Source organism: Pseudomonas cannabina (genome assembly GCF_900100365.1).
Classification (GTDB): Bacteria; Pseudomonadota; Gammaproteobacteria; order Pseudomonadales; family Pseudomonadaceae; genus Aquipseudomonas; species Aquipseudomonas cannabina.
Map to the genome: position 1 here is coordinate 3222014 of NZ_FNKU01000001.1, position 12049 is coordinate 3234062.

General features: G+C 60.1%; 10 protein-coding genes. 5 read left to right on the forward strand and 5 right to left on the reverse strand.

Going from position 1 to position 12049, the window contains the following annotated elements; all coding sequences use genetic code 11:
* Positions 1-224 precede the first annotated feature (224 nt).
* Both BLT55_RS15160 and BLT55_RS15165 read right to left on the reverse strand, forming a co-directional pair.
* A complete protein-coding gene (locus tag BLT55_RS15160; RefSeq protein ID WP_054999334.1) occupies positions 225-2660 on the reverse strand; it encodes a TonB-dependent receptor in 2436 nt (811 codons plus the stop codon).
* A 111-nt stretch (positions 2661-2771) separates the two neighbouring features.
* Positions 2772-3335, reverse strand: a complete 564-nt coding sequence (locus tag BLT55_RS15165) for a hypothetical protein (protein WP_054999333.1) — start codon at positions 3333-3335, stop codon at positions 2772-2774.
* 113 nt (positions 3336-3448) lie between these two features.
* On the opposite strand from BLT55_RS15165, the gene BLT55_RS15170 reads away from it, so the two are divergent.
* Positions 3449-3943: an LEA/WHy family protein gene (locus BLT55_RS15170; RefSeq protein WP_007248714.1), complete on the forward strand. Its 495-nt coding sequence runs from the start codon at positions 3449-3451 to the stop codon at positions 3941-3943.
* Positions 3944-3954: 11 nt separating this feature from the next.
* Here the strand turns inward: BLT55_RS15170 and BLT55_RS15175 are convergent, their stop codons facing one another.
* The 3 genes from BLT55_RS15175 to BLT55_RS15185 all read right to left on the reverse strand — a co-directional run bounded on the left by BLT55_RS15175 (position 3955) and on the right by BLT55_RS15185 (position 5593).
* On the reverse strand, positions 3955-4281 hold the full coding sequence (locus tag BLT55_RS15175; protein ID WP_054999332.1) for a hypothetical protein: 327 nt from the start codon (positions 4279-4281) through the stop codon (positions 3955-3957).
* A 276-nt stretch (positions 4282-4557) separates the two neighbouring features.
* Positions 4558-4809 (reverse strand): DUF1654 domain-containing protein, encoded by a 252-nt coding sequence (locus BLT55_RS15180; protein WP_054085321.1) that lies wholly within the window; start codon positions 4807-4809, stop codon positions 4558-4560.
* Between the two features lie 127 nt (positions 4810-4936).
* The gene (locus BLT55_RS15185; protein ID WP_054999331.1) at positions 4937-5593 is read right to left on the reverse strand and encodes a LexA family protein; all 657 of its coding nucleotides are present in this window, start codon (positions 5591-5593) and stop codon (positions 4937-4939) included.
* 170 nt (positions 5594-5763) lie between these two features.
* On the opposite strand from BLT55_RS15185, the gene BLT55_RS15190 reads away from it, so the two are divergent.
* From BLT55_RS15190 to BLT55_RS15205, 4 genes are all read left to right on the forward strand, one after another.
* Positions 5764-5970 carry an SEC-C metal-binding domain-containing protein gene (locus BLT55_RS15190; RefSeq protein WP_074800604.1) on the forward strand — a complete coding sequence of 69 codons (207 nt, stop codon included), beginning with the start codon at positions 5764-5766 and terminating at the stop codon, positions 5968-5970.
* 417 nt (positions 5971-6387) lie between these two features.
* On the forward strand, positions 6388-8862 hold the full coding sequence (locus BLT55_RS15195; protein WP_054999330.1) for a penicillin acylase family protein: 2475 nt from the start codon (positions 6388-6390) through the stop codon (positions 8860-8862).
* 303 nt (positions 8863-9165) lie between these two features.
* Entirely contained in the window at positions 9166-10212 is a 1047-nt protein-coding gene (locus BLT55_RS15200; protein ID WP_054999129.1) for a ligase-associated DNA damage response exonuclease, read from the forward strand.
* Positions 10209-11912, forward strand: coding sequence for an ATP-dependent DNA ligase (locus tag BLT55_RS15205; RefSeq protein WP_054999130.1), 1704 nt, complete (start codon positions 10209-10211; stop codon positions 11910-11912). The genes BLT55_RS15200 and BLT55_RS15205 overlap by 4 nt, the downstream gene beginning before the upstream one ends.
* Positions 11913-12049 lie beyond the last annotated feature (137 nt).

Here is a 12049-nt window from a genome sequence, read left to right on the forward strand (position 1 = left end):
AGTTCGCTCCCACGGCCTTCGGCCAGAATCAAAAGCGGACGTGTGTAACGATGAGCGCTCCAGTGGGAATGTCGTGCGTGACGCTTTGCGTTACAGGTCTGCGCCGCACCCTCGAACTCAAGACCGGACGCAGAGCGTCCAGAAAGGCATGCCGACGCGGAGCGTCGCACGATACTTGAGATAATCGTGCCCACGCATGGGCACGATAGTTTGCGGGGCCGTCGTCAGAACTCTAATTGCGCCGAAAACGCGACGGTACGCGGGTCGCCCAGGTAGCTGCTGTTGAGCCAGTATTCCTTGTTGGCGAGGTTGCTGACGTTGACGCGCAGGGTCAGGTCGTTTTCTGAAACGCGCATGCGGTAGCGGGCGCCGGCGTCGAAGGTGGTGAAGGACGGCAGGTCGTTTTCGTTGCTTTGGTCGGTGTATTGCTTGCCGGTGTAGAACGCACCGCCGGTCACGGCCAGGCCTGGCATCTGGTGAATGTCGTATTCGGCATAGACCTTGGCCAGTTGCTTCGCGACGTTGGTTGGCACGTTGCCTTCATTCTCCGAAACGCCGGTTTTCTTGATCTTCGGGTCCAGCAAAGTGAAGCCGCCGACCAGAGTCAGTTCCGGGATGACCTTGCCGGTGACGCTGAATTCCAGCCCGTTGTTTTCCTGGCGCCCGTCGACCACATAGACGTTTCCGCCAGTGGTGTAGCCGTTGGGCTTCTCGATGTTGAACAGCGCGAGGGTGAACAGTGTTTCGCCCAGCGTGGCCTTGGCGCCGATTTCGTATTGCTCGCTGACTTCAGGCGCGAAAGCCTGACCGGCATTGGTGGTACCGCTCGGGGCGATGCCTCCGGATTGCAGGCCTTCTATATAGGTTGCGTAGGTCGTCAGCCACGGCAACGGCTTGTAGACCAGCGAGATGTTCGGCGAGGTCTTGCTTTCGTTGTAGGTGGTTTCGGTTTCCGCCGAACCGAACGCTCTGGCATAGACGTACTCGTTGGCGTAAGTCTTGATCTGCGTGTGGGTCGCGCCAAGGATCGCCGACCACTGCTCGTTGAAGGTGATGACGTCGCCGATCAGGAAGTTATTGTTCTCGGTGCTGTTGGCCAGCCGCTGGTTGCCGTGACCAATCGAGTAAGACGGTTTGCCGACCTGAGGCGTCTGGTCCAGCGGGATCGTGCCGACCGGCGAGGTGTATTGCGGGCCTGGCTGGGCCGGCGTGTACGGAATGTGATCCTCGTACTGCTTCTGGCGTGACGTGTTGCCCTGATAGCCCATCGTGACCTTATGGCCGAGGAAGCCGGTATCGAACGCAGCATCCAGGAACAGCGAGCCGGTCTTCTCCTCGGTTTCAATCGGCGCAAAGGCGTACAGCGGTTGCGAATAGACGCCTGCACTGGACACCGTAGGGCCGGTGTAGGTGTTTTCCGAGGTGTATTGCTGGGCAGCTAAAGCGGCGCGCAAGGTGAAGGTGTCGTTCAAGCGCCACTTGGCGCGTACCCCGGCTTTGTCGGACTCGTAATCGGAGAACGACCATTTCTGGCTGTAGAGCTTGTCGTTATCCAGCGATGCCGCACTGGGGCGCAACGATTGGTCACTGAAATACCAATAGCTGGTCAGGCCGCGGATTTCGGTCTTCTTGTGCGACGCGTCGAACTGCACCAGCAGGTCATCGGAGACGTTCCAGTCCAGCGCCAGAGAAATCATTTCGCGACGGCGCTTGTTCATGTCAACGGCGGTCTCGCCATCCTGAGTCAGCACGTTGAGGCGATAGGCGAACTTGCCTTCACTGTCGATCGGCCCGCCGAAGTCGCCATGCAGGTAGTAGTTCTCGCCACCGGCATTGCCCAGGGTCACGCTGTTGTAACGCTCGTAGGTCGGGCGCTTCATCACATAGTTGACCAGCCCGCCGGGCGACGCCGGGCCGTACAGAAAGCCGGTCAGGCCGGTGATGACTTCGAGCTGTTCCATTTCTTCCAGATAATTGCTGCCATCAGCCCCGTTGGTGAACCGCAAGCCATCGTTGGCAATGTTCAGGCTGCCCGCGCTGCTGAAGCCACGGATATTGACGGCGCTCGCATAACCGGCGCTGGTCGGCGAGTACATCTGGGTAAACGGATTGTGCTTGATGACGTCATCCAGCGAGGTGGCCTGAATGTTTTTCAGCAAGGCCTGAGGCGTCACGCTGATGGAATACGGCGCATCCTGAAGCCTCATGCCGCCCAGCGCACCGACGCTGCTGATGTTCTCGCTGCGATACCCCGCCGCTTCCGAACCTTCGGCGGGCGCGCTGCTGGCATTGATGTTGACGTCAGACAGGTTCAGCGCGCCCTGTTCTATGACCATCAGCGTGTAAGTCCCGGCACTGCTTTGTGTCAGTTGCAGCCCGCTGCCACGCAGCGCTTCGCGCAACGCCGTCGCTGCATCGAAGTTGCCCTTCACCGGCGCGCTGGTCTTGCCGGCAGCCAGCGCGGGATCGAGGCTCAGCGCAAGGCCGCCCTGGCTGGCGATCTGATTCAGCGTCGTCGCCAAGGGTGCGGCGGGCAGATCATAGGCAACGACGCCAGCTTGTTGCGCCGCCATCAGCAACGGGCTGACCAGAGGCGAGCAAAAGGCAATCGTCACGGCCAACAGACTGGGGCGCAGCAACGTATCTAACGAGCGGGACATCGGGCAACTCCTGATGGAATATTTCTCAATGCCTGTTAGCCGAGTGAAAACTCAAAAGTAGCAGGGCTGATTGAAAATAATTCCGTTTCAGGTTGCGGGCGCCGCAAGAGGCTATTCCTGAATGACGCGCAAACGCGAAGTATCAGGCACCGCTTTCGATACGAGCTTTTCGGCCTGACCCATATCGCTGCCTACAGGTGCCAGGCTCAATCGGGAAAGATCCAGCGGCGGCGCGACCGGCTGAGGTTTCGCAGGCATAAGATCGACGCCCGCTTCGGCAACCGAATAGTCTGGAGCATCGACGTCGACGAATGCCGCCATGTAGACGTCACGCGGCTTGATCTGCAGGCGAGCCTGGCTGGCCGGTGATTTGCGCACCCAGGTCGGCGCGTCAGGTGGTGGTGCCAGCTCGACCTCCTCCATGGGTGGTGAGGTATCGTGTTCCACGACCATTTCCACCACATGAACCCGCGCACCCGCCCGCTCCAGCGTGGCGCGGTATTTCTCGGCGGTCGCCGCGTCGAGGTTGTTTTTCAGTACCAGTCGACGCCCGGAGAACAACAATTCAAGGCGCTCGGCATCCGCCTGGAACAGCTTGCCGAGGTTCGCCCTGACCTTCTCGGGCCGGGCCCCGGCGACCAGTTCGGCGCTGAAGACGATTTCATAGATACTCATGGAGCCACCATTGGCACGTCAGTAAAAAGTATGGCGTAGCGTCAAACCGCGCAACAAGCGCGTTACCCGTGGCCGTCGAGTTGTTAGACTCGGGCTTCGAACGGAGCACATCCATGTCTTTTCAGGCGCACATTACAAGATTCACAAGCCTTGCGTTGATCCTGTTGGGGCTGAGCGGATGCTCGTTACTGAACTTTGACAGCGTTCGGGACCCGGAAGTGCACCTGCTGAAAGTCGAGGTGATCAAGGCACGGCTGACGCATCAGGATTTCAAACTGTATTTCGAGATCGAGAACCCCAACGACTCACGACTGCTGGTGCGCGGCCTGAATTACAAAATCATGCTGAATGAAGAGATGCTGGCCGAGGGCAAATCCAGCGAGTGGTTCTTCGTCGATGGCGACAGCCGGAAAACCCTGCGGATATCGGTGCGGACCAACCTGTGGCAACACGCCCGATACATCGCTAAATTGCTGAAAAAACCCGACCAAAGCATTCATTACCAGCTCGTGGGCAAACTCAAGACGGGCATTCTGTTTCACAACAATGTGCGCATCCTGCGCTCAGGCGACGTGATTCCCGGCGATCTGATCAAAGATCGCCGATAACCAGAGCACCGTCAGCCCATCCGCCCTTTGATCAGTTCCAGCAGAAACTTCCAGACATCTGCCGCCCACAGGGCACGGTTGACTGCGCTGATCAACGCGCCGCCGAAAGAGCCCAACAAAAAGCCGACGCCAGTGATGTTGCGAGGCTCGGCAACGCCCAGGTAATTGCTGGCAATGCCGGTAAGAAACACTGCGCAGGCAACGCCTGTGATCAGAAAAACCATCCAGGCGCGCCAGTCGAGCAGCGCCGCCTTGTGCCACCAGCCAGAGATGATCGCGCCAACCAGGCCGGCAACTAACCATTCGCCTCTGTCTGCCAAACCGTTCAAGAGATCCATTAGCCTGACTCCGTTCAAGAGTTAACAGCCGTTCGAACATAGAAAAACTCAGGTGTGTAACGCCTGCCGGGAATCGGCAGGGAGAGGAGAATGGAAGTCATCCGGTCTGACACGCGGGCCGCCCTGCCCTTGTCGCATCCTTGCGCCGTTGCAGGTCATTGATGGGCGAGATGTGGAGTGGAAAGAACTAAATTTAAGCATACTTAAAAATATAGTCAAGCATGCTGAGGTGTCCGGTCGTCGGCCGTGCGCACTGGGTGATTTTCACTTATCGATTCAGTTATCGATATAGCGCTGCCAGCCGATCCGTACAGACCCGTCCTGCTGACTGTCGACCTGAATGCCTTCGGTTTCTTCAATCTCCCGGAGCACTCTGTCCCAGCTGTCCAGCGGTTCGTCATCCTTGCGCGTCACGATGACCCACTGGATCTTCTGCACGTCCGGGGCCGAGACCAGCCGTTGAATCCGTCTGCCAATCAACTCGTAGGAAGAAGCTGCGCTCGACGTTGAATTATTGTGGTTAGCCATGATGACCTCCCGGCTTAACTGTATATAAATACAGTGTTCCAGCCGTATGATTTCGGCAAGCAGATCGTAGGACGCTTCATATTATCGACCACGCAGAAAAATGGCTGACAAGGCTTTAGATCAGGCCTTACAGCCTGCCCGTCATCCTTACCGCGACGCCGATAATGCGACAGTCGGCACCGCACTCGATCATTTTGTAAGCCGGGTTCAGCGGCTTCAGGTAACGCGTGCCCCCATCCTCGACCAGCTTCTTGAACGTCGCCTCATTACTGGCCGGCAGCTTGGCAATGACCAGCTTGCCAGGTTGAACATCCGCTTCGGTGTCGACCAGAATCATCATCCCTTCCGGCACGCTGACGCCAGTGGGCGCAGTCATCGAGTCGCCTTTGACCTCCAGCCAGAATGCCGGGCCTTTGGAGTCATAATCAGAGATTTCATAGCGGTCGGAGAAGCCGTCGGGATAAGGCTGTACCGCTTCTTCCCACGAGCCGGCAGAGACCCAACTGATGACCGGATAGCGAAACGACATTTTAGGCTGGTCGATCAGTGCAACGTTGGCGTCGAACCCCGGCGCTTTCTCCGGCCCTTCACCGATTGCCAGCCATTCGGCCCGAAAGCCGGTGGCTCTGGCCAGGGCATAGAGGTTCTCAGGCCGCAGGCTCTTGCTCTCGCCGCTTATCCACTGGGTAACCGCCGAGTTGGCGACACCGCACTGTGCGGCGATTTCGCCCTTCTTCATGCCGCTGGCGGCGATGGCTTTGGCAATGCGTTCATGTCGGGTCATAAATGTGGCTCAGCGTTGCAGGAAACACATGGACGCTGAAAACGCCCGCCTGAATCTAAGCATACTTAAAAAAACCGATAGACGCGAAAAACAACTCACTGTTACTGCTGGGCAGCGATTTGCGGGATAATGCGCGTCAGATCGATTACAGATTTCACTGGAGTACACCGATGAACCAGCAAGCCCATATTCATGGCCCCGATTGCAACCACGATCACGACCATGATCATCACGACCACCAGCACGGCCATGTCCACGGTCCGAACTGCGGTCACGCTCACCAGGAACCGGTACGCAACACCCTGAAGGACGTCGGCCGCAACGATCCTTGCCCCTGCGGCAGCGACAAGAAATTCAAGAAATGCCACGGCGCTTGATACACAAATCCTGAGATACATCCTGATTGGGCTTCTGCCCGAAGGGCTGTATGAGTTTCGGGGTAGCGACGGCTGCGATGAGCGGTGAAGCGGGTCCCAGACTGGCCGCCTCGGTTGTGTTTCGCGCACCGAGGCGGCTGGTGTTGCTGCCGGTTCCCGGCAGTTCGCGGACAAGCGAAGCGTCGCCCGGTCCGCTCCCACATATCCAAATCCCTGCATCCCTATATCCTTGCATCCCCACATCCCCACATCCCCACATCCCGAGCTCCCGAGATCCTGGCAGTTCGCGGACAAGCGATGCATCGGCCGGCCAGCCTCTGTAAAATCCTGAAATAAACTCGTCTGTGCCGCTTGCGTGCGGCCTGCCTGCTCTCTAACGTAGCGGCTTTTGTACGTGACCCCTTCAGGAGCTTGCCCATGGCCTCGCCAGCCCTTCTTCATTTTCTCCCCCGATTCGGCGCTGCCGCCGCTGCGGCGAGTTTCCTGAGCCTTGCTGGTTGCCAGTTGGGCAGCAGTGATCCCGACACCGTGCTGCCTGTTTCCGGGACTTTTCCCGTCAAAGGGCTGGCGCAGAACGTCTCGGTACGGCGCAACACCTTGGGCATGCCGCTGATTGAAAGCAGCAGCTACCATGACGCGCTGTTTACCCTCGGTTACGTGCACGCAGGGGATCGCCTCAGTCAGATGCTCGGCATGCGCCTGCTCGCGCAGGGCCGTTTGTCGGAAATGGCCGGGGCGGATGCGCTGGAAGTCGACCGCCTGATGCGTTCGGTCAACCTCAAGCAGAATGCCAGCGACCTGTACGACGCCGCTTCGCCTCGCCTCAAGCGTTTCTTCGATGTCTACGCACGCGGCGTCAATGCGTACCTGTTCCGTTACCGCGACAAGCTGCCAGCCGATATCGCCAGCTCTGGCTACAAACCCGAATACTGGAAGCCGGAAGACTCGGCGCTGATTTTCAGCTTGCTCAACTTCAGCCTGTCGGTGAACTTGCAGGAAGAGCTGTCAGCGCTGGTGCTGGCGCAGCAAGTCGGGGCCGACAAGCTGGCCTGGCTGCTGCCGACCTACCCTGACGAAGAACTGCCGTTCGCCGAAGCCGACAAGCTCAAAGGCCTGAACCTGAACAATCAGGTCACTGGCCTGAACGACCTCAACAAAGTCGCCTTGCAGCTCTCGGACCTGAACATGCTCGGCGTCGCCGCCTCCAGCAACTGGGCCATCGCGCCACAACGCAGCCGCAACGGCAAGAGCCTGCTGGCCAGCGACATGCAGTTGCCTGCCGGTCTCAATTCGGCCTGGAGCTTCGTGCAGATCCGTGCCCCGAAATATCAGGTATCAGGTGTTTCGATTGCCGGTCTGCCGCTGGTCCTCAGCGGCTTCAACGGCAAGCTGGCGTGGAGCATGAGCAACGTCAAAGGCGACAATCAGGACCTGTTTCTGGAGAAGATCAAACGCGAGGGCAATCGCGTCTCCTATATGGCTGACGGCAAATGGCTGCTTGCCACTGCCCATCAGGAAACCTTTCTGGTCCGAGGCGGCAGCCCGCTTCGCGAAACCGTTTACGAGACTCGTCATGGCGCGCTGCTCAATGCAGGCGCAACGCCCCTCGGAAACGGGTTGAGCCTGGCGCTGCAAGTGCCGAGCTTCAAGGATGACAAAAGCCTGGATGCGTTCTTCGACCTGTCGCGCGCGCCCAACGTCGAAAAGGCGTTTGACACCACTCGCGAGATTCGCGCGATCACGCTGAACATGGTGTTTGCCGATGCCTCGAACATCGGCTGGCAGGTGACCGGCCGCTTCCCGAACCGTCGCGAAGGCCAGGGGCTGCTGCCGTCGCCGGGCTGGGACGGCCAGTATGACTGGGACGGCTTTGCCGACTCGATGCTTCACCCCTACGATCAGGACCCGCGTCAGGGTTGGCTGGCAGCCGCCAATCAGCGCATGATTCCGAAAGGCTACGGCATGCAGCTTTCCAACTCCTGGGGCTACCCGGAGCGTGCCGAGCGGATTGCCGAGCTGGCCAATGGCAGCAAGCAGGACCTGCGCAGCACCATCGCCATGCAGTACGACCAGACTACGACCTTTGCAGCCAAACTCAAGATCATGTTGCAGGCACCGGGCATGAGCAAGCCGCTCAAACAGGCCATTGATGCCCTGCCGGAAGCCGATCGCAACAAGGCTCGCGAGGCGTTCACGCGCTTGATGGCGTTCGATGGCAAGCTCAGCGCCGGCTCGGCTGACGCCGCCATTTATGAGCTGTTCCTGCAGGAAAGCGCCAAACAGATTTTCCTCGATGAACTGGGCCCGGAAACCAGCCTGGCGTGGCAGGCACTAGTGGCCAACGCCAGCTCGTCCTATTCGCCACAAGCCGACCATCTGCTGGGCCGTGATGACAGCCCGTATTGGGATGACGTCAAAACCCCGCAGAAAGAAGACAAACCGGCCATCCTGGCGCGCAGCCTGGCGGCAGCCATCACCAGCGGCGACAGCCTGCTGGGCAGCGATCACAAGGCCTGGCAGTGGGGCAAGCTGCATCGCGACAATTGGGTCTCGACCAACCCGCTGGCGAAACAACTGGGTGGCGGCGATTTCAACCGCAGCGCCACATCGGCCGGTGGCGATCACACCACGCTGAACGTGTCCGGCTTCGAGTGGGGTAAAGGTTTCGACGCGCGCATGGCACCCGGCCTGCGCATGATCGTCGACTTCAGCCTGGTCGAACCCATGACCGGCATGATCAGCACCGGCCAGTCCGGTAACCCGGCCAGCCCGTATTACGCCAACAGCATCGAGCAGTGGCAGAAAGCGCAATACATGTCGATCCCGGTGCAGCAGCAGAACTACGAAAAGGGCTACGGCAAACAGCGCCTGACGCTGACGCCGGGCAAGTAGAACCTAGCACCTGGATGGGACGCAGAGCAGGCTTCTGCCCGGAGGGCGTGAGAGCTTCAGGAGGTTACGACGGCTGCGATGGGCTGCGAAGCGGCCCTGAAACCGGTGACCTCGGTGACGTCTGATGTACCGTGTGCACCGGTTTTGCTGCCGGTTCCCGGCAGTTCGCGGACAAGTCCGCTCCCACACCTCAACAATCACGGACAAGCGAAGCGTCGCCCGGTCCGCCCCCACTCACAAATCCCCGAACTTTCCCGCCACGCCCCCGCTCATAGCTAACAAGCCCATCCATACGGTTGCCCCATGGATCTTGTCGTTGCTCGCCCCGAAGGTTTGTATTGCCCGCCCGGGGATTTTTATATTGATCCGTGGCGCTCAGTGGAGCGCGCGGTCATTACCCATGCGCATGGCGATCATGCCCGCACCGGCAATCAGCATTATCTGTCGGCTGCCAGTGGCGAAGGTATTCTGCGCTCGCGTCTGGGTCAGGACATCAATCTGCAGACCCTGGAATATGGCGAAACCATCACCCATCACGGTGTGAAGCTGAGCCTGCACCCGGCCGGGCATGTGTTGGGCTCCGCACAAGTGCGGCTGGAGTATGAGGGCGAGGTCTGGGTCGCTTCCGGGGATTACAAAGTCGAGCCGGATGGCACCTGCGCCGCTTTCGAGCCGGTGCGCTGCCATACCTTCATCACCGAATCGACCTTCGGCCTGCCCATCTACCGCTGGGCACCGCAGTCGCAGATTTTCGAAGGCATCAACCAGTGGTGGCGCGGCAATGCTGCGCAGGGCAAAGCCAGCGTGCTGTTCGCCTATTCCTTTGGCAAGGCCCAACGCATCTTGCACGGGATCGACTCGCAGATCGGGCCGATTCTGGTGCACGGCGCGGTCGAGCCCTTGAATCGCGTCTATCGCGAAGGCGCCATTCGCATCCCGGAAACCCGGTACGCGGGCGACTTCAAGAAGACCGACCCGGCGCTGCGGCAGGCGCTGATCCTCGCCCCGCCCTCGGCCGGCGGCAGCAGCTGGATGAAGCGCTTTGGCGAATACAGCGATGCGTTCGCCAGCGGCTGGATGATGCTGCGCGGCACTCGGCGGCGGCGCGGCGTGGATCGCGGTTTCGTGCTCTCCGATCACGCCGACTGGCCGGGCTTGCTGTGGGCCATCGAGCAAACCGGCGCCGAGCGCGTCATGGTCACCCACGGTTCGGTCAGCATACTGGTGCGCTATCTGCGCGAGCTGGGGCTGGATGCTCAAGGCTTCAGCACCGAGTACGGTGACGAAGAAGACAGCAACCCGGCAGCCGCTGAACCTGAAGCCGCCAGCGCGGGTGAGGCGCAGCCATGAAAGCCTTCGCCGAACTGTACGCGCAACTGGATGCCACCACTTCCAGCAACGCCAAACTGGCGGCAATGCGCGACTATTTCGAGAAAGCCGCGCCGGAGGACGCCGCCTGGGCGGTGTACTTTCTGTCCGGTGGACGCCCGCGCCAACTGGTGCCGACCCGCATATTGCGCGAACAGGCCATGACCCTGGCCAGCCTGCCGGAGTGGCTGTTCGAAGAAAGCTATCAGGCGGTCGGTGACCTTGCGGAAACCCTCTCGCTGTTATTACCCCATGCAGATCACAGCAATGACGAAGGTCTGGCCACCTGGATGGAAGACAAGCTGTTGCCATTGCGCGGCCTGCCGCCCGAAGAGCTGGCCGAGCGCTTGCCGATGTTCTGGTCGCAACTGGACCGCAGCAGCCTGATGGTCTGTATCAAGTTGATCACCGGCAGTTTTCGGGTGGGTGTCTCCAAGTTGCTGGTCACGCGCGCCCTGGCAGCGCTGGCCGATATCGACAGCAAACGCGTTGCACAGCGGCTGGTTGGCTACACCGACCTGTCGCATCGGCCCAGCGCCGAGCGTTATCTGAAGCTGATCGCCCCGGAATCGGAAGACGAACACGCGCAACGCGGCGGCCAGCCCTACCCGTTCTTTCTTGCGCACTCAATGCAGCAGCCCGTCGACCAGTTCGATGCACTGCTCGGGCCTGCCGAAAACTGGCAGGTGGAATGGAAATGGGACGGCATCCGCGCACAACTGGTCAAACGTGATGGCCGGTTGTGGATCTGGTCGCGAGGCGAAGAACTGGTGACTGACCGCTTTCCCGAACTGCACAGTTTGGTGCACTGCCTACCGGACGGCACGGTCATCGACGGAGAAATCGTGGTCTGGAAAGCGCCCGAGGCCAACGCCGACGACGATGCGGCATTCGCCTTGAACACTGACGTGCCGCAGGCTGCGCCGTCGGTGCAACCGTTCCCCCTGTTGCAACAACGCATCGGCCGCAAAACCCTGGGCAAGAAAATTCTTACCGATATTCCGGTGGTGGTGCTGGCTTATGACCTGCTGGAATGGCAGGGCGACGACTGGCGCAGCCGGCCGCAGCACGAACGCCGCGCGCAACTGGAAACCCTGATCGAACGCTGCCAGAGCGAAGTGCTGATGCCCTCGCCGGTGCTCAGCGGCACGGACTGGCTCGACCTCGCGACCCAGCGCGAAGCCTCGCGCAGCCTGGGCGTCGAAGGCATGATGCTCAAGGCCCGCGATTCTTTGTATGGCGTCGGCCGCACCAAGGACATGGGCGTGTGGTGGAAATGGAAAATCGACCCGTTCAGTGTCGATGCCGTTTTGATCTACGCGCAGCGCGGTCATGGGCGGCGTGCCAGCCTGTACAGCGATTACACCTTTGCCGTGTGGGACGGTCCGCCGGAAGCCAGCGAGCGCACCCTCGTGCCATTCGCCAAGGCCTATTCCGGGCTGACCGACGAAGAAATGCGCAAGGTCGACGCTATCGTGCGCAAGACCACCGTCGAAAAATTCGGTCCAGTGAGCAGTGTCACGCCGACGCTGGTGTTTGAGCTGGGCTTCGAAGGCATCGCGCTGTCCAAACGCCACAAGAGCGGCATCGCCGTGCGCTTCCCGCGCATGTTGCGCTGGCGGCAGGACAAACCGGTGGCCGAAGCCGACAGCCTGGTGACGCTGCAAGATCTGCTCAACTGAGGCACCAAAAAGGCGCGCGACTAATCGCGCGCACCTTTTTGAAACACCGCGCGACAAATCAAGCCGTCCGCACGCAGAATACTTCCCACGTTCGTTACCATTCTGCCGTTCGCTCCCGACTGTACATGCACTTGCCG

Excerpts from the sequence above, each read along its gene's own strand:
- BLT55_RS15170 (WP_007248714.1), top strand. The coding sequence starts at position 3,449 with ATGTCTTTTCAGGCGCACATTACAAGATTCACAAGCCTTGCGTTGATC.
- BLT55_RS15160 (WP_054999334.1), bottom strand. The coding sequence starts at position 2,660 with ATGTCCCGCTCGTTAGATACGTTGCTGCGCCCCAGTCTGTTGGCCGTG.
- BLT55_RS15195 (WP_054999330.1), top strand. The coding sequence starts at position 6,388 with ATGGCCTCGCCAGCCCTTCTTCATTTTCTCCCCCGATTCGGCGCTGCC.
- BLT55_RS15190 (WP_074800604.1), top strand. The coding sequence starts at position 5,764 with ATGAACCAGCAAGCCCATATTCATGGCCCCGATTGCAACCACGATCAC.
- BLT55_RS15180 (WP_054085321.1), bottom strand. The coding sequence starts at position 4,809 with ATGGCTAACCACAATAATTCAACGTCGAGCGCAGCTTCTTCCTACGAG.
- BLT55_RS15175 (WP_054999332.1), bottom strand. The coding sequence starts at position 4,281 with ATGGATCTCTTGAACGGTTTGGCAGACAGAGGCGAATGGTTAGTTGCC.
- BLT55_RS15165 (WP_054999333.1), bottom strand. The coding sequence starts at position 3,335 with ATGAGTATCTATGAAATCGTCTTCAGCGCCGAACTGGTCGCCGGGGCC.
- BLT55_RS15205 (WP_054999130.1), top strand. The coding sequence starts at position 10,209 with ATGAAAGCCTTCGCCGAACTGTACGCGCAACTGGATGCCACCACTTCC.
- BLT55_RS15200 (WP_054999129.1), top strand. The coding sequence starts at position 9,166 with ATGGATCTTGTCGTTGCTCGCCCCGAAGGTTTGTATTGCCCGCCCGGG.
- BLT55_RS15185 (WP_054999331.1), bottom strand. The coding sequence starts at position 5,593 with ATGACCCGACATGAACGCATTGCCAAAGCCATCGCCGCCAGCGGCATG.